Raw genomic sequence first — 26,029 nt, 5'->3', positions numbered from 1 at the left:
CGCCGCGCACGGCCTCGGCCGCGCGTGGTCATGCGCGCGGGTTCGGTATCGGGCAGGGCGGGCAGGCGGGGCGAACGAAGCCGGCGCGGCGTGCGGCGGTTCGGTCGCGACGTGCGTCAGGCGTGCGCGGAGGGCGGCCCGCGCGCGGCGAGCGCGTAGCGCTTCGACGGGTGGCAGGCAAGGAGGCGGGGCGGCTCCGGCAGCGCGTGCCGCACGGCCGGGGGGGATGACAGGCGTACCGCGTACTGCAGCGGCGGGTGGCCGGCAAGCAGGCCGCAATAGCCGCAGCGGTCCACATGCGGATCGGACGGCGCATGGGAGGCCGTATGTGCGACGAGCGTGTCGCCGGTCGCCGAGCAGATCGGCGCGGTCGGTATGCCGTCGGCGGCCGCGGCCGCGCGCAGTTGCGAGATCAGCGGCGCGACCAGCGCGAGGACGAGCGCGACCAGCCCGAGCCACGCGGTGGCCCGGGCTTGCGGCGTCGGCGCACGGCGTGCGCCGGCGCGCGGCGGTTCAGGCTGCCGCGCGCGCCGCACGGCCGAACAGCAGGCGGTCGATCAGCCAGACCGCGACGAGCGTCGCGCCCATCAGCGGGAACACGACGCCGAGCAGCACGAGGCCCGCGATCCAGCCGCGCATCGGCGGCGTGCCGCGTTCGCGCGACGGCGCACCCAGCGTGCCGGCCGGGCGGCGCTTCCACCACATCACGGTGCCCGTCACGGCCATCGCGGCCAGGCCGAGCGACAGCACGGCGCACAGGAGCTGGTTCGCGAGCCCGAAGTAGCGGCCCATGTGCAGCGACGTGCCGTACGACACGGCCTGCGATACCGCGCCGTAGTCGTCGTAGCGGATGTCCTTGAGCACCGCGCCGCTGTACTGGTCGATGTAGATCGTGCGTTCCGCTTTCGGATCGGCGGGGAAATACGATGCGGTGAATACGCCGTCCGGGCCGGCCGGCAGCGCGAGCGTGTAGCCGCTCGTCACGCCGCGCGCCGCGACGATCGCGATCGCGCGATCGAGCGACAGCGGCGCGGCCGTCGGCGCCGACGGCGAATGCGGCACCGGCACGTTGCCGACCGCCCACGGCGTTTGCGGCAGCGGCAGGTCGTCCATCACCATCCCCGGCATCGACTCGCCGGATTCGTGATGATGGCCGGCCGGCGCGGCGGCCTGGGCCGGTGCGGGCGCGGATGCCGCGCCGGGGCGCGTCGAACGCACCGACGCGCCGCCCCATGCGCCTTCCGGCGCACCGAGGTTCACGGTCGCGGCCAGCGCCTTGAAGTTCTTGCCCCACGAGCCCGACCACGGCAGCCCCGTCAGGATGAACGCGATCGTGCCGGCCGCGAGCCAGATGCCGGCCGACGCGTGGACGCTTTTCCACAGCGGCCGGCCGCGCAGCGACAGGTCGGGCCGCAGTGCCTGCCCGACGCGTGTCGCGCCGCGCGGCCACCACAGGGCGATGCCGGTGCCGATCATCACGAAGGTCCAGCAGGCGGCCAGCTCCATCAGCAGCTCGCCCGTCTTGCCGAGCAGCAGCTTGCGATGCAGCATCCGGTCGACCTGCATGAAGCGGTTCTCGACGCTCAGCGTGCCGAGCACGCTGCCGTCGTACGGGTTCACGTACACGCTCTCGCGGCTGCCGTCGCGCAGCCGGAACACGTACTCGGCGCTGCGGTCCGGCGCGGTGGAGACCTGGACGGAAACCGGCGTCGCGCCGGCCGGCATCGCGGTGCGCGCGTTCGCGAGCAGCGTGTCGGGGGCGAGCCGCGGCGTGGCGCGCGGCTCGACGACCAGCCGGTGCGGGTACAGCAGCGGCTCGATCTGCGGCTGGAAGCAGTAGAGCGTTCCCGTGATCGCGAGGACCACCAGGAACGGCATGACGAACAGGCCGGCGTAGAAGTGCCAGCGCCAGAGCGTGCGGTAGCCGGCGTGGGCGGAACGGGCGGGCGAGATCGTCCGCTCGACGGTGGTCGACATGGTGTCAGCTCCTCGGGTTCGTTGAACGGCCGGGCCGGCGCGGGCCGGTGGCCGTCAACGCGCGTCACGCCCGCATGGCGCGCATCGAGGGAACAGGCGGCGTGGCGCCCTGCGCGAACGGTGCGCAGGGCGGCGTCGCCCGCGCGACGCGGGCATTCGGGTGAACGCTTGAATCAGGTCGTATGAGACGAACGGCGTGCGGCCGCGCGCACGTCGACGTGCGCGGACCGCCGGGGGAAACCGTCAGCAGGACAGCGGCGGCGCGCGCGAGGGCGGGCGGGCGTCGAGGATCGAGCGCCCGAAGGGAATGCAGTCGAAATGAAGCCGGAAACGCCGCGGCGCGGCGGCGGGAAACAGCAGCACCAGCAGCGCGACCGACGCCAGCGCCGTGAACAGCGCGGCGCCGAATGCGCACAGGCCGTCGCCGCTTCCGGAGGACGGCGCCGGCTCGCCATGTGCGTCATGCCTGAGCGTGTCGGCGAGCGCCAGCGCGTCGTTGGCGGGCGTGATCGGCGCACCGGCGTCGAAGCGGGCCGCCAGCGCGGCCACGTTGACGATCAGCGGGCCGCGGCCCGAACACAGCACCACCGAGCCCGCATCCGGACCGTCCGGATCGAGCATCACGGCGCCCGACATCAGCGCGCGGGACAGCACCGTCACGAGGAGGAAACTCCACAGAAGCTGTCGCGCGACGCCCGATCCGAGCAGGAAGCGGCGAAGTGCGTTCATGGCGCGCGATTGTACATCCGTTTGCCGGGACGGGCGGGCCTCCGCGCTGATGCCGGGGATCAGCGCGGCATGCGGCGGCACGCGCAACGGGCCCGCGCGCGACGGCTACGCCGCGCCGAGCGACCCGCTGCCGGGCGGCGCGTGGGCCGGGCCGTACGACCAGCTGCCGTCCGCGCGCGCGGTCAGCACGTTGCCGGAGCGGCGATCGTAGAGATGCCACTGTTCGTCGGCCGGATCGCCCCCGTACGGCCAGGTCGTCAGCGTTCCGCCGAGGTCGAAGTCGAACGCCCACGACCCCGGCTGCGCGCGCGGTGCGACCGATCGCAGGATCTGGCCGTCGAGCCGCTGCGCGGCGGCCGCGATGTCGCCGGAGCGGGATTCGCTGTGCGCGAGCGCGTGGCCGTCGAGCGCGATCGACCAGTGGCAGTAGCAGATCCACAGGTGCCCGTTGCCGGCGACCGTCACGCGCCGCGACGCGAGCCGGTCGCACGCCGCCGCGGACAGGCCGGGCGAGCCGGCGAGCGGCTCCCTGACCTGCAGCGCAGGCGGCCCGAACTCGAACGTGAGAAAGCTGCCCTGGCCTTTCGTCACCGACCAGGCGGGCGTGTCGCAGATGGCCGACCAGAGCCTGTCGAAGTCGACGGCGGTCACGGCGTGCGTCCCGGGCCGGCGCAACCGGCCGATGTGTGGTCGGCGCCGGCCGGCGGTGGCCTCGTCGTCCGTTCGACGTCGTGGCCGTCGCGGCGATCGTCCGCCACCGCATGCCGGCGCGCGTCGCGCCCGTGGCGTTGCACGGACGCGCCGGGTTCGCCGGCCCGCCGGGACTTCCGGTTCCGGGTGCTCATGCGGTGCGGTCACCGGGCATGGGCGTCGTTCGGGGCGGGCCGCCCTGGGCAGCCGATGCGTCGGGCCGGCTCAGGCCGGATACGCATCGTCGACCTTCAGGTTCGCGAGCCGGAACAGCGTGCGCAGCGTCTGCGGATGAATGTCGCGACGCGCGGCGAGCGACGTCAGCATGAAGTCCAGCACCTTCGCGTAGCGGAGCAGCACGAGGCAGCGCGCGAGATCCGGCGTGCCGCCGCGCATGTCCTCGGCGAGGTGAACCATTTCCGTGGACAGTGTTCGCGCCATCTCGAGTTCCATCTGCTGTTTTTCGGTCCAGTCGGGCAGCGGCTTTTCGAGCAGCTTCGCGAGAAAAAGCTGGAATGACGTGTCGGACGAATTGGGCAGCGCATCCATGAAGAGCCTCGTTGCTTGCGCGGATCGTTCGGGCGAATCCGGTGGACGCGCCCGGGGGTGGGTTCATGTCCGCGCGGAGGGCCGCGCGGCTTTCTCCCGAACGGAATGCAGGTTCCGTACCAGCCCCGCGCAACGATTGTTGAGCACTGTTGAGCCGCGACGCGGCGCGGGCCGGCGCGTCCCGCCGGGACTGGGTTGCGGCCGCGATCGAGGCGCGCGTCCAGAGGCGCGGCGCGACGCCTGCCGGCCACGCGGCGCGGTTCGGCGAGGCGAAATGCTTCATGGATGTAACGTAACGCGGTGATCGGCCGGGTGACGCGTCTGCCCGCCGCAGGGCCGAAAGACGGCGGCGAGCGGGGCTTGTCTGCGCCCGCATGGCGTTCGGCCGGCCGGATGCGGCGTGGCCGGACTGCCGTTGGGAGCAGCGCAAACCGTCGGCGCACGTGACAGGTGTTTCAAAACCGAGACGGTTTCGCGCGCGATGCGACGAGGCGCGATCCGCGATCCGTTCAACTGGCCCAGCGAATCGGCGGCCAACTGTCCATGGGCAGGCGGCGCGCGTTTGCGAACAATCTCCGGATCATCCCTGCGAGGTTCGACATGAGCATGCACGCCTTCTTCTCGGCCAACCTGCTGCTGGCCTACACGGCCTATTTCATCGGTACGGCCAGCCCCGGGCCGAGCAATCTCGCGATCATGTCGGTCGCCGCGAACCAGGGCCGCAAGGCGGCGCTCGTGTTCGCGCTCGGCGTCGTGTCGGGGTCGATGTTCTGGGCGGCGGTGGCGGCGCTCGGCGTGTCGGCCGCGCTGCTCGCGTGGTCGAAGCTGCTCGTCGCGATCAAGGTGTTCGGCGGGCTGTACCTGCTGTGGCTCGCGTTCAAGTCGGGGCGCACGGCGCTGTCGCGCAAGGCGGCGGCGTCGCTGAACCCCACGGGCGAGCAGCGGCTGTCGCGCTTCTACGTGCGCGGCGCGATGCTGCACCTGACCAATCCGAAGGCGATCCTCGTGTGGGTGTCGATCGTCGCGCTGTCGTCGAACGGCGCGGGCGCGTCGCACGGCGCCGTCGTGCCGGGCTGCCTCGCGATCGGCTGCTTCGTGTTCGGCGGCTATGCGCTCGTGTTCTCGATGAACGGCGCGCGCCGGCTGTACGTGCGCGGGCGGCGCGCGATGGAGGCGTGTCTCGCCGTCGTGTTCGGCGTGGCCGGGGTGCGGCTGCTGGTGTCGAACGTCTAGCGCGCGCGTCATGCGGCGGCGGCGCGCTCCCGTATCTATCGGGCCGCGCGCCGGGCCCGCGGGCGGGCGGTAGCGCCCGGGTGATCCGCCGTGCGCGTGAACAGCGACACGATCGTCTGCCGCAGCCAGCGGTGCGCGGGATGGCTGTCCCGGCGCTGATGCCAGATCACGCAGTAGGGCCGCGCGGGCATGCGCACCGGCGGTTGCCGCGACACCAGTTCCTGTCGATGGGGCGACAGGTCGAGCAGCGTGGTCGGCAGCACGCCGATGAAATCCGATTCGCAGAGAATCGCGAGCGCCGGCGAGTACGCGTTCAGCGTGAGCGCGAGATTGCGCCGCAGCCCGTGCGCGGCGAGCAGGCTGTCGTACACCGGCACGCGCATGCCGGAGAACCCGACGTCGAGATGCCGCGCCGCGAGAAAGCGCTTCAGCGTGAGCGGCCCTTTCGCGAGCGGGTGATCCTTGCGCATCAGGCAGCTCCAGTGGATCGGCCACATCTCGTGCGTGCGCACGCCGCTGCTGGGGCTCGCGTCGTTCAGATAGCCGCCGATCGCGAGATCGACGCCGCCGCGATCGAACATGCCCGGCAGGTCGGCGACGCTGAACTGCGTGACCTCGATCCGCATCGCCGGCGCGTGCGTGCTCATGTACTGCGCGAGACGCGGCATGATGCGCTCGACCGTGTAGTCCGACATCGCGATCGTGAACGTGCCGCGATAGTCCTGCGGGTCGAACTGGTCGGGCGAGATCGCCTGCTTCAGCGCGTCGTAGTGCGGCTGGATCGTCACCCACAGCTCGCGCGCCCGCGCGGTCGGGCGCACGCCCGATACGGTCTTCTCGAACAGTGTGTCGCCGAGCGATTCGCGCAGCCGGCGCAGCGCATTGCTGACCGCCGACTGCGACAGCGCCAGCCGCTCGGCGGCGCGCGTGACGTTGCCTTCGGCCATCAATGCGGCGAACACGCGCAACAGGTTGAGGTCGAGCAGGCGGAACACGTCCTTCATCGCAGATCTCCGTGTCGGGGGCCGGCATGCCGGGCGTGACGCAGGCGGCCGGCCCATGAGGGCTGCCAGTTTCCGCACGACGGGCCTGTCGGGCAAGGCCGCATTTGCCCTGAGAGCCGTGCCTGCCGCATCCCCGGCCGTGCGCCGGCGCGCAGCGTCATTCACGCCGGTGATGATCATATTCCGGAAATCCGTTGGACGCGGTAACGGTGCGCATCGAACATGAGCACCGCACCACCGCGACCGACAGGTGGAGGAGACAGACGATGAAGGAAGATGCCGTGAATCCGGCCAGCGCGCTGGCGCTCGACGGCCATGCCGCCGCGTCGCGGCGGCCCGCGCGGTCCGGCGCGCTGCGCGATGTCGCGGCCGCCGCGGCCGGCAACGCGCTCGAATGGTTCGACTTCGTGATCTACGGCTACTTCGCCGGCGTGATCGCGAAGCTGTTCTTCCCGGTGGCCGGCCCGGTCGGGTCGCTGCTGCTCGCCACCGCGACCTTCGGCGTGGGGTTCGTCGTGCGGCCGCTCGGCAGCGTCGTCATGGGGCTCTACGGCGACCGCTACGGCCGCAAGGCGGCGATGACGCTGACGATCTGGTTGATGCTGGCCGGTACCGCGGCGATCGCGCTGGCCCCGCCGTTCGCGCAGGCGGGCTGGGGCGGCGCGACGATCCTGGTGCTGGCGCGGCTGGTGCAGGGCTTCGCGGCGTCGGGCGAATTCGGCAGCACCGTGGCGTTTCTCGCGGAGAAGGCGCCGCCGCATCGCCGCCACTTGTTCGTGAGCCTGCAGATGGCCAGCACGATGCTGGCGATCGTGCTGGGCGGCACGATCGGCACGATCCTGACGACGTCGCTCAGCCCGCATCAGCTCGAAAGCTGGGGCTGGCGCGTGCCGTTCGCGGTCGGGCTGCTGATCGGCCCGGTCGGCTATTTCATCCGCCGCAACGTATCGGAAACCGACGCGTTCGTGCAGGCCGACGCGCTGCCGGTCGCGCAGGTGCTCGGACGCCTGTTCGGCGAGCATCGCGCGTCGTTTGCCGCGGCGATCGGCGTGACGATCGTCGGCACGGCTTCGTTCTACATGAACCTCGTCTACATGCCGACGTTCGCGGTGAAGCAACTCGGCCTGCCGATGTCCGCGCCGTTCATGAGCACGACGGTGGCCGGCGTCGTGATGGTCGCGGCGGCGCCGCTCGCGGGGCTGGCCGGCGACGTCGGGCGGCGGCCGGTCGCGCTGGTGGCGGCCGCGATCGTGGCGCTGGCCGCGCTGACGCTGCCGCTCTACACGTGGGTCATCGCGCATCCGTCGCTCGGCAACCTGCTGATCATGCAGGCGCTCGCCGCGGTGCCGATGGGCGTGCTGGTGGGGCTGGTGCCCGCGATCACCGCGCGCGTGTTCCCGGCCGAGGTGCGCAGCACCGGGCTCGCCGTGTCGTACAACATCCCGACGACGGTGTTTGGCGGGTTCTCGCCGTTGATCATCACATGGCTGATCGCGACGACGCACAACAAGGCGTCGCCCGCGCTGTACATCGTCGCGGCCTCGGTCGTGAGCCTCGTCGCGCTGCTCGGCTTCCGGCGCTTGCCGCGCGCATAGCAGGCCGGGCGTTCGCCGGCAGGAAAGCGGCGTATTCATCAAGGATAACGAATCGAATTGCCGGCCGATGCGGCGTGGCGAAGCACGTCCGGATCGGCTGGTTGTCACCGTTCCCCACAGGAGAAATCACGCATGAAACTCGAACCCACGTTCGCGCCGCCCGGCGCCGCCGAACTCAAGGCGCGCCTCGACCGCGTGCGCGCGCGCATGGCGGAAGCCGGCCTCGATCGCTATGTCGCGTTCTCGCCGGACAATATCTACTACCTGACGAACTTCGCGAACATCGTCCACGAGCGGCCGTTCGTGCTGGTCATCTCGCGCAGCGGGCCGCCGCAGTTCGTCGTGCCGCAGCTCGAACAGCCGCACGTGCGGTCGCGCTCGATCGGCGAGCTCGAGCTGGTGCCGTATTTCGAATTCCCGGCGCCGGCCGGCCGGGAATGGAGCGACCGCTTCAAGGCGCTGTTCGGGCCGGGCGAGCGCGTGGGCGTCGAGTCGGTGTGTCCGTTGCAGATCTATGCGCAGACGCCGGGCGAGCGCGTGTGCATCGACATCGTCGACGACGTGCGGATGATCAAGTCCGAATACGAGATCGCCCGCCACGTGTATGCGTGCGGGATCGCCACCGACGCGCACGACCTGCTGCTGAGCGAAGCGCGTCCGGGCCTCGGGATGGCGGAGATGTCGTCGCGCATCCGCGGCTTCATCATGCAGCGGCTGCTGGCCGACGATCCGTCGCTGAACCCGTCGGCCACGCGGATCGTCGCGGTGTTCCAGCCCGGCAGCGTGTCGCACGATCCGCACAATTTCAGCAACATCGACATGCGGATGGAGGAAGGCGGCCCGCACGTGTCGATCGTGAACGCGGTGATGAACGGCTACGGCGCGGAAGTCGAGCGGACCTTCTTCCTCGGCCACGTGCCCGACGCGGCCAGGCGTGCATTCGACGTGATGTCGGAAGGGCGCCGGCTCGCGTTCGACACCGCGATGCCCGGCGCGCTGCTGAGCGAGGTCGACCGCAAGGTCAACGACTATTTCCGCCGCGCGGGGATGGGCGACCGGCTGCTGCACCGGACCGGGCACGGGATGGGCGTGACCGCGCACGAGGCGCCGTTCTTCGCGGAAGGCTACGACCGGCCGATCGAGAAGGGGATGTGCCTGACGATCGAGCCGGGCCTCTACATCGAGGGCGTCGGCGGCTTCCGGCATTCGGATACCGTGCTGATCGGCGACGACGGCCCGGTTCAGCTGACCGGCGGGCCGCTGGCGCTCGATGCGCTGACCTTCCCGGTTCGGGCCTAGCCGCGCACGGGCGCAAAAAAAGCCGCCGCACGCGCGGGTGCGGCGGCCTTCGTCGTCCGGCCCCGCGTCAGAAAATGAAGCCCGTGTTGATGAACTTCGAGTAGTGGTCCGACACGATCGAATCGAGCAGCTGCTTGCTGCCGTCGGTCTGCTTCGCCGCGACCATCGAGCGGATCGAGAACGCGCGCAGCGCGTCGCTCACCGACAGCGTGCCTTCCGCCGAATCCTTGCGGCCGGCGAACGGGAACACGTCGGGCCCGCGCTGGCACTGGCAGTTGATGTTCACGCGGCACACCTGGTTCACGAGCGGATCGACGAGCGCGCCGATCTGCGCCGGATCGGAACCGAAGATGCTGACCTGCTGGCCATGCTCCGACGTCGTCACGTAGTCGAGCGCGGTGTCGACGTCGTCGAACGGCGCGACCGGAATGATCGGCCCGAACTGTTCCTCGCGGTACAGCTTCATCCCCTCGGACACCGGGTACACGACGGCCGGATAGAACAGCGTCTTGCTGAACGTGCCGCCCGAATGGTTGACGACCTGCGCGCCCTTCGCCTTCGCGTCGTCGATCGCGTCCGTCATGTAGGCCGTGCGATGCATGCCCGGCAGCGGCGTGATGCTGACGCCCGGCTCCCACGGCATGCCGATCTTCAGTTGCTCGAGCGCGGCGGTGAAGCGCTCGAGAAACTCGTCGACGATCGAGCGGTGCACGAGCAGCATCTTCAGCGCGGTGCAGCGCTGGCCGTTGAACGACAGCGCGCCGAGCAGGCATTCCTTCACGGTGAGGTCGAGATCGGCGTCGGGCAGCACGATCGCCGCGTTCTTTGCGTCGAGGCCGAGAATCGCGCGCAGCCGGTGCGACTTCGGGTGCTGCTTCTTCAGGTGGTCGGCCACCTTGCTCGATCCGATCAGCGCGAGCACGTTGATCTTGCCGGACGCGAGCATGTGCGGCACGACCACCGCGCCCGGCGCGTAGATCGTGTTGATCACGCCTTTCGGGAATGCGTCGCGGAACGCGTCGAGCAGCGGCTCGAACAGCAGCGTGCCGTATTGCGGCGGCTTGAACACCACGGTGTTGCCCATCAGCAGCGCGGGGATCAGCGTCGCGAAGGTCTCGTTCAGCGGATAGTTGTACGGGCCCATGCACAGCACCACGCCGAGCGGCGTGCGGCGGATCTGGCCGATCGTGCCTTCCGCGATCACGAAGCGCGAGTTCGCGTTGTCGAGCTCCTTCAGCGCGTCGATCGTCTGCGTCATGTACGTGACGGTGCGATCGAACTCCTTGCGCGAATCGGCGAGGCTCTTGCCGATTTCCCACATGATCAGGTTCACGACCAGTTCGCGCTGCGCGACCATCCGCCGGATGAAGTCCTGCATGCACGCGATGCGCTGCTCGACCTTCATCGTCGGCCACTCGCCGCGGCCGGCGTCGTACGCGCGCACCGCGGCGTCGAGTGCCGCGTCGCTTTCCGGCTCGCCCATCACGGGGTAGCTGCCGATCTCGACCTGCTCGACGCTGCCGTCCGCCTGCCGCACGCACACGGGCGACAGCACGGTTTTGGTCGCGCCGTCCCACGGCCGCAGTTCGCCGTCGACGAGCGACACGCGCTGGTGGATCGGCGAAGCGAGCCGGTACTCGGCGGGAATGTCCTGAAAGGCGGGAAACAGCTGCTGCAGGGAGGCGGAATCGGGCATGACGGTCTCGTTTGACGGGGTGTCCGGGAGGGACGGGCGATGCGAATCCTGAGCGAAGCGATCCTCGATCCTGAATCGGCATGATGACGCGCACGCGACGACGCGTCACGCGCGAACATGGCCGAATCGGCGCATGGAACCAGTTCCATTAAAAAGGAACGCCGTCTCGAATGCAAGATCGGCACGAACCGTGCGACAGGTATCGTAAGGATTCGGAAAGAATGTTGCGAAATGATGGGCATCATGTGTTTCGGGCGCACGCAAACGTTTCCCGTCGGCCAAATTGCGCGGATAATGATTCGGCGCGGCGAAGAAAAAAATGAAGCGAGCCTGAGAGAGCAAACGTAGTGAAGAACCATGAAAGATCCGCCGCATCGCCGATGCGAGGTCGGCTACCCGGAGCGCCGGGTCGGGGTTGCCCGGTCCGGCGCAAACCGGCCGCCTGAACGTCTTCTGCCTGTCTTGATGGATCCTTCGCGATCCTGTCCTGCTCCTCCGCTGTCGTGTCCCGATTGTCGTCCGGCATTCATCGCCCGGTGACGACCGCCAAATTCTTTCGATTAAATTACGAACTGCGCGTATTTGAACGCGAAACAGAAAGGCATTCGTCAGGAATGCAGAGCGCCACGCGCTTGCACGTTGCTGACAGGCGACATATCGAGAATTAACTAAAAATACGAATCATTCTCGTTTAATATTTCGCTCCGTTACGATTCGTGACGCGATGTCACGGATTGTTTCGCGTCGGTGGCGCCGGCCGGTATTCAACCCGCGCCGGCCGTTTTCCGGCAGGCCCGCGCCGGGGAGCGATCCTCCGCGTGCGCCGTCTTCTTCACGGAAAGGGCGTCATCGGCCGGTTCGCCGCGTGCTGCGCGCGTTGGCCGGATGCGCTTCGTTCCGTTCGCCATTTTTCTTCAGCCTTTACGTTCACGATGAAACTCAACAAGCGCGCGTGTCACGCGCTTCTGATCGCCACGTCGCTGGCCGGCGCCCGTACTGCATCTGCGCAGGCGAGCGACGCCGCCGCGACCTTGCCCGCGATTTCCGTCAACGCGGCCGCCGAGCATGCGTCCTACGACGCGGGCCATTCGCGCGCGGCGACCAAGACCGACATGTCGCTGATGGACGTGCCGCAGACGGTGAACGTCGTCCCGCACGCGGTGATCGAGGACCAGAACGCGACGTCGATGCAGGACGCGCTGCGCAACGTGCCGGGCGTCGGCTTTTCGGTCGGCGACGGCCAGCGCGACCAGATCACGATCCGCGGCTTCAACAGCATCACGGACCAGTACGTCGACGGCATTCGCGACGACGCGCTCTACTACCGCGACCTGTCGAACGTCGAGCGCGTCGAGGTGCTGAAGGGGCCGGCGGCCGTGCTGTACGGGCGCGGTTCGGCGGGCGGCATCGTGAATCGCGTGCTGAAGCGGCCGGACGCGAACGCGGTGAACGACGTGGGCGTGACGCTCGGCACGCGCGGCGAACGGCGCGGCGAATTCGACCTCGGCTGGAATGCGAACGATGCGGCGCGCTTCCGCCTTACCGGCGCGACCGAGAACTCGAACAGCTTCCGCGACCAGTTCCGGCTCAACCGCCAGGCGATCGCGCCGTCCGCGCAGTTCAAACTCGACGGCGACACGGTGCTGAACGTCGAGTTCGACTACCTGCACGACCGCCGCACGTCCGACCAGGGCCTGCCCGCGTATCTCGGCCGGCCGGTGGACGTGCCGATCAACACGTACTACGGCTCGGCCGAAGCGGCGAACAGCTCGTACAACGACATCTCCGCGAAGAGCGCGACGGTGTCGCTCGACCATCGCTTCAGCGATTCGCTGTCGTTCCACGGTGCGATCCGCGCGTACGACTTCTCGCTCGAGCGCAAGAACTACATCACGTACGAGCCGATCAAGACCGCCGCGCACCCGGTCGTGACGCTCGACCAGTCGACGCGCCAGCGCACCGACCACGGCATCGACGGCCTGTTCGAACTCACGCAGAAGACCTCGCTGTTCGGCATGCGCCACGAGCTGCTGTACGGGCTCGAACTCTCGCAGCAGCAGAAGTTCGACACGATCTACAGCGTGTCGAAGGTCGCGACCTACGATCTGTTCAATCCGCAGCCGGTGATCCTGCCGGGCGTGCCGACCGGCGCGCGGGCGAAGACGAACGCGTCGACCGCCATCGGGCTCGCGGGCGTCTACGCGCAGGACCTGATCTCGCTGACCGAGCACTGGAAAGTGCTCGCGGGGCTGCGCTTCGACTACCTGAACCAGATCCGCCACGACTACACGTCGTCGAATGTCAATCTCGACCGCACCGATCACGCGTGGAGCCCGCGCGTCGGGCTGATCTACGAGCCGCTCGACTGGCTGACGCTGTACGGTTCGTTCAGCCAGTCGTTCTCGCCGCTCGCCGATACGCTGATCAGCTCCGGCGCGTACGCGAACGGCGCCGCGCTTGCGCCGCAAAAGACCACCGCGTACGAAGTCGGGTCGCGCTTCGATCTCGGCGGCAAGGCGACGGCCAGCGTCGCGCTGTTCGACATGCGCCAGACCAACCAGCAGATCGGCGATCCGGCGAATCCCGGCTACGCGCTGCCGATCGGCACGCAGCACGTACACGGGATGGAGCTGGGCTTCACCGGCGAGATCGCGCCGAAGTGGTCGGTGTACGCGGGCTACGCGTACCTGAACGGCACGGTCGACGGCTCGGCGCAATCGACGGCGGGCGGCCTCGCGCTGTCGAACAACACGCCGGGGCTGATGCCGCGCCACAGCGCGAACCTGTGGCTGAAGCGCGAGCTGCCGTACGGCTTCTATGCGGCGGCCGGCATGCAGTTCCAGTCGGCGCGCTACACGTCGGCAAGCGATCTCGTCACGCTGCCGTCGTTCACGGTGTTCAACCTGGGCGCCGGCTATCGCAGCAAGAAGGTCGACGTGACGCTCACGCTCGACAACCTGTTCGATCGCCGCTACTTCATCGCCGCGCACGGCAACGCGGACCTGTACAACATGCCCGGCGATCCGCGCACGCTGACCGCCACGGTGAAGTGGCACATGTAACGCACGCGACGCACGCGCTGCGCGACCTGCGGCTTTCCTCCGCACCGCCCGACGGGGTGTGCCGGCTCGAAGGGCGCGCGACGATCGTGATTCGCGACCTCGAAACGGTTTGCCCGGGGCAAGAGGCGGCGGATCGCGCGTTCCTGGTGAAGGTGGTGTCCGCAGGCTCGCCGACGCGAAGCCGTTGCGGCGCGGCGACGCGATGAACGCCGCCCGCGCGATGCCCGGTCGCGCCGGATGAGCGGCGATCGCGCTGCCGCCGCCGACCGGATCGGGGGCGGCAGCATGCCGCCCCGGTTCCGCTACTCGACGTCCTCGTCATCCACCTCGCCTGCATCGTCCGCATCGCGCTCCGGCGCCGCGTACGCGCTCGCCTGTTCGAGCAGCCAGCCGCGGAACGATTCGAGCGGCTTGCTGTGGCTGAACTCCGTCGGGTACACGAGGTAGTACGCCGAATCGCCTACCGTCGCCGCGTCGCACGGCACGACGAGGCCGAGTTGCTGCAACTGCTCCTCGACGAAGAACTTCGGCACGAGCGCGATCCCGAGCCCGGCCGCGGCCGCGCTGATCAGCATCGTGTGCAGTTCGTAGCGCACGCCCTGCATCGTGCGGATGTCCTCGACGCCGTGCGTCTCGAACCACTGCGCCCACGCGCCGGGGCGCGTCGTCGAGTGCAGCAGCGGGTATCCGAGCAGATCCTCGACGCGCTCGACGGGCCTGTCGAGCAGCGCGGGCGAGCAGATCGGCACGACCTCCTCGCCGAACAGGTAGTCGGACGACGTGCCGGGCCAGGTCGGCTTGCCGTAGTGGATCGCGGCTTCGAAGTGCGTGTCCTCGAACGAGAACAGGTCGGTGCGGCTGCCCATGTTCACGCGCACGTCGGGCGTGCGGTCGTAGAAGCTCTTGATGCGCGGGATCAGCCAGTGCGACGCGAAGGTCGGCAGCACCGCGAGTTCCAGGTAGCCGCCGCCGCTGCCGTGCGCGATGATCGACAGCGTGTCGCGGTCGAGCGCCTCCAGCGCGCGGCGCACCTGCGTGCCGTACAGCTTGCCGGCGCGCGTCAGCACGACGCGCTGCTTCACGCGCGCGAACAGCCGCACGCCGAGGCTGGCCTCGAGCGTCGCGATCTGCCGCGATACCGCGCTCTCGGTCAGGAACAGCTCCTTGGCGGCGTGCGTGAAGCTCTCGTGGCGGGCGGCGGCCTCGAAGGCCACGAGCGCGCCCATGTTGGGGATCTTGAATTTGCGCATGATGTTCGATCTGTCTGACGAACGGGGCCGCACCACACGGGGGCGGAGGACGGCCGAGGGACGGTCAATAATTCCAAAAACTCATCACGTGTCAATTTAATCTCGCTTTACGCCCGGCTGCAACCCTTTGAATAATGCTCCCCACGCAAGGTCAGGCTCCCGTTGGGCGGCCGGCCGACAAGTTGCCGGCACGTTTGCCGGCGGTCCCCCAGACGAGAATCCTGATGCGCAATCCGAATATCGAGAGCTTGCTGACGAAGCTGCTGGGACAGGCGAAGACCGACGCCCTGTTCTCGACCCTGAACATGCCGGCCATCCTCGAGGAATGGGAAGACGGCGTCGTGACGCGCGCGGAAATCGCGCAGGCGATGAACATGGCGCTGTTCGAAGGGCTGCTCGAACGTTCGGCGAACGGCCGCGCGTACACGGCCGACGCGATCGCGAACGGCGGCTCGGTCTATTTCGACCACGGCGCGCTGCGCACGGTGCGCTGGCCGCACACGGGCGCGCTGCCGCCGGGCGAAGCCGCGTTCACGCGCATCCTGCGCCCGCTCGGCTTCCGCCTGAACGGCCGCTACCCGCTCGACAAGCTCGGCATGACGGGCCGCGCGTATGCCCATGAAGACGCACCGGACGAAATCGCGCAGTTCTTCGTCAGCGAACTGCACCCGGAGCGTTTCTCGAAGGAATTCCAGCAGGCCGTGACGAACGTCGTGAGCACGTCGCGCGACCCGCTGTCACCGGCGGCCGTCGCGCTGCTGTGGGAAGTCGAACGCGAAGGCTGGCTGTCGCTCGACGCCGCGCACGCGCTGCTGCCGGAGATCGTCGGCGCGTTCGAGCGGCAGCACGACCTGCCGAACGAACTCGACTACGAGACGCTGCTGCTGGAATCGGCCGAAATGGCGTGGATCTCGACCGAAGGCAACGCGTTCAACCATGCGACCGACCGCGTTGCCGACGTGTTCAGGCTGTCCGACGACGAGAAGGCGAAAGGCCGGCCGATGAAACCGGAAGTCGAGCGCTCGCGCTCGGGCCGCGTGTTCCAGACCGCCTATCGCGCGGATACCGTCGAGCGCGAATTCCGCACGCGCGACGGCGGCACGGTGAAGCGCGACGTGCCGGGCTCGTTCTACGAGTTCATCACGCGCAAGCGCACGTTCGACCAGGCCGAGCGCCGCTGGGTGACCGACCTGCGTTTCGATGCGGGCAACGCGCAGGGCATCTTCAAGATGACGGCGAACGCCGCGAAGTAATGCAGCGACGGCGGGGCGCGACGCGCGCCGCCGCCGAAGCGGCAAGCCGAACGGGCAGGGCGCTCACGCGTCCTGCCCGTTCGGCGTTTGGCGGCCCGCGATGCGGCGGCCTGCACGGCTGATTGCCGCGTCCGGGGATGAGCAGGCGCGCGCGCCGTCAGGTCAGAAGAGGTGCGTGATCAGGTAGAACAGCACCAGCAGCCCGGCCGGCACGCCCAGCAGCCATGCGATCAGGTATTTGCCCATGTCGTGTCGTCCCGATGGCCGCGACGCCGGCGGCGCCGCGGCGGGTGGAGGGGGCCGGTGGCGTTACAGATCGCGGTCGAAGTCCTTCAGCTGCTTCTCGGCTTCCTCGCGGGCGATCCCGTACCGTTCCTGGATCTTTCCGGCCAGATACTCGCGATTGCCGTCGGCCACCGTCAGGTCGTCGTCGGTCAGCTTGCCCCACTTGGCCTTCAGCTTGCCGGTGAGCTGCTTCCACTGGCCCTTGATCTTGTCTTCGTTCATGGTGTGCTCCTTGTCGTGCAGGGATTGAAGGCGCGGCCGCCGCCGCGCCGGGAGGTCAGGCCTTCGCCTTCAGGCCGGATGCGTCGACGTGCTTCACGCCCCTGACCGCGCGCGACACGGCGATCGCCTTCTTCACGGCGATCCGGCTCGGCAGCACGCCGGTGAGCGTGACGACGCCGTCGACCGTCTTCACGCCGATGTCGAGACTCTTCACGCCGTCGGTGGCGGCCAGTTGGCTTTTCACCTTGGTCGTGATCCACGTGTCGGTGATGGGCTGGTTCGATTCGGCCTTCATGCCGTTGTCGGCCGATGCGTCCTGCGCGACCGCGTTCGCGAGCGGCGCGGCACTCAGCAGGAAAGCCGTGCTGACGGCGAGCAGCGTCGAAAGATGCCGGTTCTGGTTCATGTGTGTTCTCCCTCGTTTGGCAGGTTGAATGAATGGATTCGAGCGACGTGTTCCGCGATCCGGCTGGCTAGCGCACGATCGGCGTGTCGTAGCCGGGCTCGCGCGGCGGGATGTCCGGGCGCGGCAGGTCGGGCGGCAGCGGAACCGGCGGCTCGGTGCCGGGCGGCGGTTCGGGCGGACTGTCCGGAGGCGGCCCGGGCCGCGTCGGATCGGGTGTCTGATGCAGCTTCATCGTGCTTCTCCTCTGCGGTTGGAAAGGCAGCGCATGAGCGCCGATGCAGGACCAGCGTACCGGGGCGAACGCGTGCGGACATCGCGCAAATTCACCGGGCCGGCTAGTGCGTTTGCACGGGGCGGCGGGAGGGGACGGGCGGGGGCGCGGCGCGCATTTGCCGCCCGCGCGGCGGGCAGCGGCGCGCCCGGCGGAGGCCTAGCGGACGCCTGGCGGGATCGGCGGGATGCCGAACGATGGGGCGGGCCGTGCGAATGTACTATGGCGGCTGGTGCATTCGCGCCTGTCGTGCCCCCGCACGGCAAGCGATCATCGCCCTGCGCGCCATCCGGCGCGCCAGGTTGATCACGCGGAACGATTCGATGGACGAACAGGTAAACGAACAGGCGCTCAAGTCGCATACCGACCGGCGTCAACTGCACCAGATCATCGCCGGGCTGACCGAGGGCGTGATCCTGGTCGAGCCCGACCAGCGGATCGTCTGGGCCAACGAAGCCGCGCTCGCGATGCACGGCGTGACCGAGCTGCAGGCGCTCGGCGCGACCGTCACCGATTACCGCGCGCGATTCCGGCTGCGCTACCGGAACAACCATCCGGTGCGCGACGGCCACTACCCGATGGATCGCGTGATCGCCGGCGAGGCGTTCAGCGACGTGACGGTCGAGGTCGAATCGGCCGCCGACGAGACCGTGAGCTGGGTGCACCGGATCCGCAGCCTGGTGCTGACGAACGCGGCCGGCGAGCCCGACTGCCTCGCGCTCGTGCTGCACGATGCAACCGAATGGGCGAGCGCCGAGGAGCGCTTCGAGCGCACCTTCAACGCGAACCCGGCGCCGGCCGCGATCTGCCGGCTCGACGACCTGCGCTACGTGAAGGTCAACCAGGGCTTTCTCGACATGACCGGCCACGCGCGCGACGACGTGCTCGGCCGCTCGGTGTACGAGGTCGACGTGCTCGACCAGGCCGAGCGGCGCGAACTCGCGATCGAGCGGCTCGGCGAGGGCGCGACGATTCCGCAGATGGAGGCCGTGCTGAAGCTCGCGGACGGCGGCACCAAGGCCGTGGTCGTCGCCGGGCAACCGATCGACATGAACGGCGAGGCCTGCATGCTGTTCACGTTCATGGATCTCGAGCCGCGCAAGCAGGCCGAGCGCGCGCTGCGGCAGAGCGAGGAGCGATTCGCGACGGCGTTCCGGATGGCGCCGGTCGCGACCGCGATCGTCACGGCCGACCGCTTCGAGCTGCTCGACGTCAACGGCGCGTTCGCCGCGATGACCGGCCATGCGCAGGACGACCTGCTCGGCAAGTCCGCGGACGAGATCGGGCTGTGGGCCGAGCGCGATGCGTGGCGGCACATCGAGGGCCGGCTCGCGCGCGACGGCAGCGTGCGCAACGCCGACGTGCAGATCCGCACGCGCGACGGCGACGTACGCGATTGCGTCGTGTCGGCCGACCCGGTCGCGATTCACGGGCGGGACTGCGTGCTGGTCGCGCTGCTCGACATCAGCGATCGCAAGCGCACCGAGATGGAGCTCGTCTATGCGATCGAGACGGCGATGCAGGATGCCTCGTGGTTCAGCCGCACGCTGATCGAGAAGCTCGCGAACGTGCGGCGCGCGAATGCGCCGGACGCGGGCGCGCAGCTGTCGGACCTGACCGCGCGCGAGCGCGACGTGTTCGACCTGCTGTGCCACGGCCTGGCCGACAAGGAGATCGCCGGCCGCCTCGGGCTCGCGCCGAACACCGTGCGCAATCACGTCGCGACGATCTACGCGAAGCTCGACGTGCACAGCCGCGCCGAGGCGATCGTGTGGGCGCGCGAGCGCGGCATCGTCGGCGCGGTCGATGCGAACGGCGCGCGCGGCGAGAAGGGCGGCGCGAAGGGCAAGGACTGACGCCGGCGGTACGAATGCACCCCGCGCGCTGATGCATCCGCATCTGCCGCGCGCGGCGCGTGCTTGCGATCCTGTCCGCAGCGACGATTCGGCGCGGGCAGCCATGTCGCCGCCCTCTCCCACGCTCGCAGGAGGCGACCATGGACAGGAATCGCATCGAAGGCAAGCTGAAGCAGGTCAGGGGCTCGCTCAAGGAAGCGCTCGGCAAGGTGACGGGCGACCGCAGGACGGAAGCGGAAGGTGTCGCCGAACAGCGGGCCGGCAAGCGTCAGGAACAGGCCGGCGAGGCGGCCGATGCGGGGCGTGGGCGGGCGGAGAAGCAATGACGCCGGTTCTCGCCCACGAGCGACGACGACAGGCCCGGCGCGCGCGGCGACGCGCGGCCCGTGCGCATGACGCTGCCTCGTGAGGTCCGCCGTTCGTGCGTCCCGGCTTCGGCCCTGACGGTCAGCGCGCCGGGGCGCCGGGTAGCGGAAAGGCGAGCAGGAAGGTTGCCCCGTGGCCCGGCCGGCTGAACGCCGTGATGCAGCCGCCGTGGCGTGCGACGACTTCGGCCACGATCGCCAATCCCATGCCGTGCGAGCGGATCTCGTGGCGCGTGAGCGGCCCGTCCTCCTGCATACGCGCGGCGAACCGCCCGGCCGGGCCGTCGAACAGCCCGGCCGCCCGTTCCGGCGCCATGCCCTCGCCTTCGTCGCGCACAGCAACGTGCAGGCGCGGCGGCGATGCGTCTTCGTCGACCGCCGCACAGAGATCGATCGTGGTGCCCGGTGCGCTGTGCCGGATCGCGTTGTGCAGCAGGTTGACGAACGCCCGCGTGAGCAGCGCGCCGTCGGCATGCAGCGCGGTGTCGTCGTCGGCGATATGCAGGTCGATCGCGACGCCGCGGGCCGATGCGGTTGCCCATACCTGGTCGACCGCGTCCAGCATGATCGACGCAACGGGCGCGAGTTCGAAGCGATACCGGCTCGAGCGCGCGGTGACGAGATCGAGAATGCTGTCGGCGAGCCGGATCGAGCGCTCCGTTTCGCGCCGCACGCCGTCGACGAGCCCACGCGCGTCGGGCGGCGCGGCACCGGCCGCATGCAGGTTCAGCAGGCTGATGATGTTGATCTGCGGCGTGCGCAGGTCGTGCGAGATATAGCCGATCCACTGTTCGCGCTCGCGCTCGAGGCGGTGCTCGTTCGTCACGTCGTGCAACGCGACCATCCAGCGCCTCGGCTCGCCGCCGTGACCGTCCAGCGCGGCGATGCGCGGGCTGAACGCGTGATCGCGACGCGTGACGTACTCGTGCTGCAGCGTGTCGAACCATCGCACGCCGGCGCTGCTGGCATGCGGCGCCGGTGCGTCGAACCCGCGCAGCACCGACGACAGGTTGCGGCCGTCCAGCGGTGCGCCGGGCTCGCCGGGCGATTCGAGCAAGCGGCGTGCCGCGTCGTTGCTCTGCGTGATCGTGCCGTCGTCGAGGCAAACGAGGACGGCGACCGGCATCTGCGAGATGCTGACGTCGAGCATCGTCTTGATGCGGGCGATCCGGTCGATGGCGGCGTCCAGCTCGGCCATCCGCGACGCGACGTGATCCCACGCGTGCGTCGGCGGCCGGTCGGCCGGTTCGAATGCGCCTGCCGGCAGCGCGTTCAGCAGCGCGATGCGCCGGCCGAAGAAATGGAAGAACGCCGACAGGCGACGCCAGCTCCACAGAAAATACGCGACGGCGATCCCGAGCAGCGTCGGCAGGGGCGGGACCCACACGTACGCCCAGATGACGAGCGTCAGGCACACGACGAGCCACAGGCCCGACATCGTGAGCACGACGGCCCAGCCGTAGCGCGCGGCCGGCAGGAACAGCAGGAGTGCGATCCAGACGGGCAGCGAGGCCCACCCGGCAAACGCGGCACGCGACAGCGGGCGCACGGTGCGGTCGTGTCGCAGCGCGTCGATCGCGGCGGCCTGCAACTCGATGCCCGACAGCGACGCGACGCCGTGCGGCGTGCCGATGGAAACGGGGCGTTCGAGGCGTGCATCCTCGAGTGCGCCGACGAGCACCAGCTTGCCGCGCACGAATGCCGCCGGTACCTGCCCGCGCAGCAGGCTGAGATACGACACCGTGCGCCATCCATGCAGCGGCTGCGCGAGCGGAAAGCCGAACGGTGCCTGGCGGATCCACGCATCGCCGCTTGCCGTCGGGTCGCCGTGATCCGCGGACACGGCGAGCGCGGCCGGCGCGACGGGGGGCGTTGGCACAGCGAGCCCGGCAAAGGTGACAAGGGCGGCAGGTGCGGCGGGTGCTGCCGCAGCAGCAGGCGGGGTCGGCTCGGCATCGGCGCGATCCACGAGCCGCGCGCCGACGTACGGCTCGAGCCGGCCCGGCGGGCCTTCGCGCATGAACATCCAGCGCGACAACCCGTTTCCGTCGACTGCCACGTTGGCGTGACCGGTGCCGGCGGCGCTGCGCGCGAAGAGCGGCAGCGGCGGCACGAAGGCCGGTGTGCCGTCCGCGATGGCGGAAAGCCCGGTCGCGACGCGCATCGGGAGATAGACGGGAAGCCGTGCCATCGATGACGCGAGCTGGCGGTCGTCGTCCTCGTCGGACGCGCTGTCGAGGAATGTGCCGAGCAGCACGCGGGCCGCGCCGTCGCGCGCGAGCGTGTCGAGCAGGCGCGCATGCACGCTGCGCGGCCACGGCCACGGCCCGATTGCCGCGAGGCTGCGCGCGTCGATGCCGACGATCAGGATGTCGGGCGACGGTGCCACCTGCCGGCGGCTCATGATCCGGTCGTACAGCATCGCGTCGACGATCCTCACGCCCGGCGCGCCGTGCAGCCACCACAGCAACGGCGGGATCAACAGCGCGATCAGCAGGCACTCGACGACGAAGCGGCGGCCCACGGGTCAGTCACGCGCGGCGGCGGGTTGCGGTACGTCGAATGAGCCGGACGCGAGCGTGCGGTCGTCGCCGACCGTGACGAGCCGCGCGCGCCAGTAGTATCGCCCCGGTACCGTAAGCGGGCCGACGACGGCGCCGGCGCCGTATACCGCCGGATCGGTGACGACCGGCGACGCGAAATCCGGCGAGCGCGCGAGTTCGAAGAGGCAGCGTTGTCCGTCCGGCGCCGGCCAGCGGATCTCGTAGCGTCCGTCGCGTGTCTGGACGACCGTGTCCGTTTGCCGGTCGTCTTGTACGTGCACGATGCTTTCGCCGGGCATGCCTTCGATGTTGCGCGCATCGAACGCGCTCGCCCGCGCATGGTAGAAGCCGCCCGGCAGATCGTCGGGCAGCGTGAACCGGCCATCCGGCGCGGTGGCTTCGTACGCGCCGTGAATGAAGGATGGGTCGGTGGCGAGCAGCAGGCGATAGCCTTGTGCGCCCTGCACCGCCGACGCGATCAGTACGCGCTTGCCGTCCGCGCTTTCGGCGAGCGTCGGCGGTGCCAGCAGGGCCCGGGATTCGAGCGCGCCGGCGCCCGCGAGCGCGGCGCCTTGCCGTGCGTCGAGCACCAGTTCCGGTTTGCCTTGTGTCGACACCGCCACGACCCCGGACAGCACCTCGGCGGTCACCGCGCCGTGTTCGTCGCGCACGCGGAAATGCGTGCCGCGCACGCCGAGCGTCGCCATCCGGGTCCGGATCTCGAACGTGCGGCCGTGCTGCTTTGCGACGAGCGCCTCGATGCGTCCGTCGAGCAGTTGCAGCTGCGTCGCCTGCCCGTTGGCGACGACGACCCGCACCGTGCTGCTGGACGGCATCACGAGCGTGCTGCCGTCGCGCAGACGGAAACTGAGGTACGTGCGTTCGTCGGTTTCGAGAATGTCGCCGGCGCGAACCGGCGTACCCGCGTCGAGCGGGCGCGGCGCGGCATCGCCACGCTTCATGCGCGCCGCGCCCGACAGCTCCGCGACGCCGGCCACCGCGAGCGGATCCTGCGTCCAGGTCGCCCGTGCCGGCGCTGCGCTCCTGCCACGGCCGGCCGGGCGCGATGCGTCGTCGTCGTTCACCGCGGTGTCCGGCGTCCCGCGCGTATCCGCCGCGCGCCGGAAGAACGCCGGATCGAGGTGCAACGCCGTGCCGGGGTGCAGCCGCTTCGGATCGCCGACGCCGTTGCGCTGCTGGACGTCGGGCCAGTGCAACGGCGAGTGCAGGTATTCACCCGCGATGTCCCACAGCGTGTCGCCTTGCCGAACGACGTGGACGCGCTCCTGCGCGAACGGTTGCATCGAGCCGAGCGCGGCGACAAGCGGCAGGACGAGCCGAAGCAGGCTGCGCCGGACGGTCGGCCGGCGCCGTGCGAATGACGGGTTCATGATGCGTGTTCGTTGACGGCTTCCAGCCGGTAGCCTTGTCCATAGATCGTCTGCAGCCGCACGCCGTGCACGGGGCGCAGGCCCAGCTTCGTGCGCAGCCGGTAGATCTGGCTGTCGAGCGAGCGGCTCGGCGATTCGCCGTTGATGCCCATGCGCTCCATCAGGTAGCTGCGCGACACCGTTTGTCCCAGATTGCCGAACAGCGCGAGCGCAAGCCGGAACTCGCGCTCGGTAAGCTCGATATCGGAGACGTTCGACGCATGCGTGAGCCGTGCGATGGAACTCGTGCGATCGAATTCCCAGTGGCCGAAGCGTTCGACCGGCCGTTGCTGGGCTTGCGGCTGAAGCTGGTGCAACTGGTTGCGGATGCGGGCCGCCAGTTCGAGCGGCCGCAACGGCTTGACCAGATAGTCGTTGGCGCCCGCGGCGAGCGCCTGCACGACGTCGCATTCCGAGCCGCGCGAACTCAGCATGATGATCGGCACGCTGCTTTCGCGAAATTTGCGTACCCACTGCAGCAGGTCGAGCCCGTCGAGATCGGGCACGTTCCAGTCGAGCACCAGCAGGTCGAAGGTATCCGAGCGCAGTGCGCGACGCAGCGTTTCGCCCATTCCGAAGCGCACGCAGGTGAGGGGGGGCGAACACGACGCGAGCTGTTGCTCGAGCGCGTGAACCAGATATTCCATCTGGGTCGGTTCGTCTTCGAGGATGGCGATACGCATCGCATCGTTTCCGGCTGACAACACAGAGTCGCAAATCGTAGCAGCGGGTTAATTCGATAATTGCCAATGATTGTTAATTTGGAATGCACTTCCTATAAATTGGCGATTGCCGCGCTTCTTTATTTGTATTACGAAATTACATTCGAGCATTGGTGAGAGTTTTTGATTTTGTTAAATGTGGTCGAGATTCTGACAAATTCTCGCGTCGTCAATGGCTGGTCGGGAAACGTCTGTATCTTCCGTCGGGCTGGGTTCTCCGGCCGGAGCGGGTCCGGGCTGAGGGTGCCGATCCGGCGGCATCGCGGGAGCTGGCAAAACCTGAATGACGAGCGGGACGCGCCGAATTCGAATTAATCGATATCGGGTCCTGGAATATAAAAAGTCCGAGTTGGTGAACCATGCAATTCCGTATATTCGGGCTGGGAGCGACCATGAAAATAAAGCTGATGATTGCCTTAATCACGTCGGGATGCCTGCTGGCGGGTTGCGGCGCAGCTGGCCCGGGCGCGAACGGCACGCCGACGTTTCCGGCGCGCGATTCGTCGTGGATGAAGGAAGGGGCGTTCGTCAACGTTGCCAACCTGCGGCAGATCGGGCCGGGCATGAGCAAGGATCAGATCTATGCGCTGATCGGGCCGCCGCATTTCGACGAAGGCGTGTTCTTCGTGCGTACCTGGAATTACGTCTTCGACTTTCGCATCGGGCACGACAACGAGGTCGCGACCTGCCAGTACCAGATCCGCTTCGATGACCACTCGCGCGTGGCGGCGACCTACTGGAAGGAGCCCGATTGCGCGCTGCGTGCGAATCCGCCCGAGGTTCGTCCGATGCCGCAGGACGCAGCCGCGCGGCATGGCGACGCGGTCACGCTCAGCTCCGACGGCCTGTTTCGTTTCGATGGCGCGGACGAGGCGGACATGCTGCCTGCCGGGCGCGAACAGATCGTGCAGGTTGCCGGAGCGATCAAGCGTGATTTCCCGGGCTACCGGGAGATCGTCGTCACGGGGTACACGGACCGGCTGGGTACCGACGCGTACAACGCCGCCCTGTCGCTGGCGCGTGCGCGTACCGTTCGCGCGCTGCTGATCCGGCAGGACCTCGACGGCTCGAAGATCAGGACTGCAGGCGAAGGTGCGGCGCGGCCGGTCGTGACGTGCGATCGCGTCGAGCCGCACGACGTGCTCGAGAAATGCCTGCAACCGAACCGTCGTGTCGAGATCGAGATCCTCTGACGGCGCGATGCACGGCCGCTCTCGCGCGGAGCGAGCACCGAGATAGTGAAGATGGCGCACGTAACCGAAGCAGCGGGTATATGCCTGAGCCCGGTCGATTCGGTGTGCTGATGAATGAGTTGAGGTCGAGGAATCTAGTAGGGGAGTAGGCATGAACAAGGTATACAACGTTGTGTGGAACCGGGCGCGGGGCAAGCTTGTCGTGGCATCGGAGTTGACGAGGGCCGGCGGAAAGGGCGGGGCGAAGCCGGTGACGATCTGCGCGCTGGCGATCGCGGTGGCGGCCGCGGCGCTGCCCGCACATGCTCAGTATTACAGCGTGAACGACAGCGGCACGCAGCAGGGCAACTACAACAACGATGGCGCGACCGGCGGCAGTGCGCTGGCGGCGGGCATCGG

The 26,029-nt window shown here is 68.9% G+C and carries 24 protein-coding genes; 9 read left to right on the top strand and 15 right to left on the bottom strand.

Features of this window, described 5'->3' with window-relative positions; all coding sequences use genetic code 11:
- Positions 1-116: 116 nt before the first annotated feature.
- The 5 genes from GQ57_RS17245 to GQ57_RS17220 form a co-directional block, all read right to left on the bottom strand.
- A complete protein-coding gene (locus GQ57_RS17245; RefSeq protein ID WP_052001354.1) occupies positions 117-536 on the bottom strand; it encodes a DUF2946 family protein in 420 nt (139 codons plus the stop codon).
- Complete coding sequence (locus GQ57_RS17240) at positions 514-1,977, bottom strand: PepSY-associated TM helix domain-containing protein (RefSeq protein ID WP_034198505.1); 1,464 nt, start codon at positions 1,975-1,977, stop codon at positions 514-516. Before GQ57_RS17240 ends, GQ57_RS17245 begins: the two co-directional genes overlap by 23 nt.
- 243 nt (positions 1,978-2,220) lie before the next feature.
- Complete coding sequence (locus GQ57_RS17235; RefSeq protein WP_034198554.1) at positions 2,221-2,706, bottom strand: hypothetical protein; 486 nt, start codon at positions 2,704-2,706, stop codon at positions 2,221-2,223.
- Positions 2,707-2,811: 105 nt separating this feature from the next.
- A complete protein-coding gene (locus GQ57_RS17230) occupies positions 2,812-3,357 on the bottom strand; it encodes a hypothetical protein (protein ID WP_152603285.1) in 546 nt (181 codons plus the stop codon).
- Between the two features lie 264 nt (positions 3,358-3,621).
- Entirely contained in the window at positions 3,622-3,945 is a 324-nt protein-coding gene (locus GQ57_RS17220) for a hypothetical protein (RefSeq protein ID WP_031402539.1), read from the bottom strand.
- A gap of 600 nt (positions 3,946-4,545) precedes the next feature.
- On the opposite strand from GQ57_RS17220, the gene GQ57_RS17215 reads away from it, so the two are divergent.
- Positions 4,546-5,178: a LysE family translocator gene (locus GQ57_RS17215; RefSeq protein ID WP_034198553.1), complete on the top strand. Its 633-nt coding sequence runs from the start codon at positions 4,546-4,548 to the stop codon at positions 5,176-5,178.
- A 35-nt stretch (positions 5,179-5,213) separates the two neighbouring features.
- Here the strand turns inward: GQ57_RS17215 and GQ57_RS17210 are convergent, their stop codons facing one another.
- Positions 5,214-6,182, bottom strand: a complete 969-nt coding sequence (locus GQ57_RS17210) for a LysR family transcriptional regulator (protein WP_034198502.1) — start codon at positions 6,180-6,182, stop codon at positions 5,214-5,216.
- A gap of 266 nt (positions 6,183-6,448) precedes the next feature.
- Between GQ57_RS17210 and GQ57_RS17205 the strand changes: the two genes are divergently transcribed.
- Together GQ57_RS17205 and GQ57_RS17200 are read left to right on the top strand one after the other, a co-directional pair.
- Positions 6,449-7,777, top strand: coding sequence for an MFS transporter (locus GQ57_RS17205; protein ID WP_034198552.1), 1,329 nt, complete (start codon positions 6,449-6,451; stop codon positions 7,775-7,777).
- A 132-nt stretch (positions 7,778-7,909) separates the two neighbouring features.
- On the top strand, positions 7,910-9,076 hold the full coding sequence (locus GQ57_RS17200) for a M24 family metallopeptidase (RefSeq protein ID WP_034198501.1): 1,167 nt from the start codon (positions 7,910-7,912) through the stop codon (positions 9,074-9,076).
- Between the two features lie 67 nt (positions 9,077-9,143).
- Here GQ57_RS17200 and GQ57_RS17195 read toward each other — a convergent pair whose 3' ends face one another.
- Together GQ57_RS17195 and GQ57_RS41790 are read right to left on the bottom strand one after the other, a co-directional pair.
- Complete coding sequence (locus tag GQ57_RS17195; RefSeq protein WP_031402544.1) at positions 9,144-10,772, bottom strand: NADP-dependent glyceraldehyde-3-phosphate dehydrogenase; 1,629 nt, start codon at positions 10,770-10,772, stop codon at positions 9,144-9,146.
- Positions 10,773-10,877: 105 nt separating this feature from the next.
- A complete protein-coding gene (locus GQ57_RS41790; RefSeq protein WP_152603284.1) occupies positions 10,878-11,147 on the bottom strand; it encodes a hypothetical protein in 270 nt (89 codons plus the stop codon).
- Between the two features lie 557 nt (positions 11,148-11,704).
- Here GQ57_RS41790 and GQ57_RS17190 point away from each other — a divergent pair.
- Complete coding sequence (locus tag GQ57_RS17190) at positions 11,705-13,834, top strand: TonB-dependent receptor (RefSeq protein WP_034198500.1); 2,130 nt, start codon at positions 11,705-11,707, stop codon at positions 13,832-13,834.
- A gap of 302 nt (positions 13,835-14,136) precedes the next feature.
- Here the strand turns inward: GQ57_RS17190 and GQ57_RS17180 are convergent, their stop codons facing one another.
- Positions 14,137-15,084 (bottom strand): LysR family transcriptional regulator, encoded by a 948-nt coding sequence (locus tag GQ57_RS17180; RefSeq protein WP_031402546.1) that lies wholly within the window; start codon positions 15,082-15,084, stop codon positions 14,137-14,139.
- Between the two features lie 224 nt (positions 15,085-15,308).
- Here GQ57_RS17180 and GQ57_RS17175 point away from each other — a divergent pair, with 224 nt between their 5' ends.
- A complete protein-coding gene (locus tag GQ57_RS17175) occupies positions 15,309-16,337 on the top strand; it encodes a DUF1338 domain-containing protein (RefSeq protein WP_031402547.1) in 1,029 nt (342 codons plus the stop codon).
- 309 nt (positions 16,338-16,646) lie between these two features.
- Here the strand turns inward: GQ57_RS17175 and GQ57_RS17170 are convergent, their stop codons facing one another.
- From GQ57_RS17170 to GQ57_RS43385, 3 genes are all read right to left on the bottom strand, one after another.
- Positions 16,647-16,844 (bottom strand): CsbD family protein, encoded by a 198-nt coding sequence (locus GQ57_RS17170; RefSeq protein WP_031402548.1) that lies wholly within the window; start codon positions 16,842-16,844, stop codon positions 16,647-16,649.
- A gap of 55 nt (positions 16,845-16,899) precedes the next feature.
- Positions 16,900-17,250, bottom strand: coding sequence for a BON domain-containing protein (locus GQ57_RS17165; RefSeq protein WP_031402549.1), 351 nt, complete (start codon positions 17,248-17,250; stop codon positions 16,900-16,902).
- 67 nt (positions 17,251-17,317) lie between these two features.
- Positions 17,318-17,482: a hypothetical protein gene (locus GQ57_RS43385; RefSeq protein WP_174923264.1), complete on the bottom strand. Its 165-nt coding sequence runs from the start codon at positions 17,480-17,482 to the stop codon at positions 17,318-17,320.
- Positions 17,483-17,844: 362 nt separating this feature from the next.
- On the opposite strand from GQ57_RS43385, the gene GQ57_RS17160 reads away from it, so the two are divergent.
- Together GQ57_RS17160 and GQ57_RS17155 are read left to right on the top strand one after the other, a co-directional pair.
- Positions 17,845-19,377 carry a helix-turn-helix transcriptional regulator gene (locus tag GQ57_RS17160; RefSeq protein WP_034198551.1) on the top strand — a complete coding sequence of 511 codons (1,533 nt, stop codon included), beginning with the start codon at positions 17,845-17,847 and terminating at the stop codon, positions 19,375-19,377.
- A 140-nt stretch (positions 19,378-19,517) separates the two neighbouring features.
- Positions 19,518-19,703, top strand: coding sequence for a CsbD family protein (locus tag GQ57_RS17155; RefSeq protein WP_031402551.1), 186 nt, complete (start codon positions 19,518-19,520; stop codon positions 19,701-19,703).
- Between the two features lie 121 nt (positions 19,704-19,824).
- Here GQ57_RS17155 and GQ57_RS17150 read toward each other — a convergent pair whose 3' ends face one another.
- The 3 genes from GQ57_RS17150 to GQ57_RS17140 are packed head-to-tail and all read right to left on the bottom strand — an operon-like array spanning position 19,825 to position 24,398.
- A complete protein-coding gene (locus tag GQ57_RS17150) occupies positions 19,825-22,266 on the bottom strand; it encodes a CHASE2 domain-containing protein (protein ID WP_034198499.1) in 2,442 nt (813 codons plus the stop codon).
- A 3-nt stretch (positions 22,267-22,269) separates the two neighbouring features.
- The gene (locus tag GQ57_RS17145; RefSeq protein WP_031402553.1) at positions 22,270-23,676 is read right to left on the bottom strand and encodes a FecR domain-containing protein; all 1,407 of its coding nucleotides are present in this window, start codon (positions 23,674-23,676) and stop codon (positions 22,270-22,272) included.
- Positions 23,673-24,398 carry a response regulator transcription factor gene (locus GQ57_RS17140; RefSeq protein WP_031402554.1) on the bottom strand — a complete coding sequence of 242 codons (726 nt, stop codon included), beginning with the start codon at positions 24,396-24,398 and terminating at the stop codon, positions 23,673-23,675. Before GQ57_RS17140 ends, GQ57_RS17145 begins: the two co-directional genes overlap by 4 nt.
- Positions 24,399-24,829: 431 nt before the next feature.
- Between GQ57_RS17140 and bamE the strand changes: the two genes are divergently transcribed.
- Together bamE and GQ57_RS43745 are read left to right on the top strand one after the other, a co-directional pair.
- On the top strand, positions 24,830-25,630 hold the full coding sequence (bamE, locus tag GQ57_RS17135) for an outer membrane protein assembly factor BamE domain-containing protein (protein ID WP_034198498.1): 801 nt from the start codon (positions 24,830-24,832) through the stop codon (positions 25,628-25,630).
- A gap of 151 nt (positions 25,631-25,781) precedes the next feature.
- Positions 25,782-26,029: ESPR domain-containing protein (locus GQ57_RS43745; RefSeq protein ID WP_034198497.1), on the top strand; the 248-nt coding region annotated here is incomplete at its 3' end.

It is taken from the genome of Burkholderia sp. MSh2 (genome assembly GCF_000731655.1).
GTDB lineage: Bacteria > Pseudomonadota > Gammaproteobacteria > Burkholderiales > Burkholderiaceae > Burkholderia > Burkholderia paludis.
This window is presented reverse-complemented; position numbering and strand designations above follow the sequence as displayed.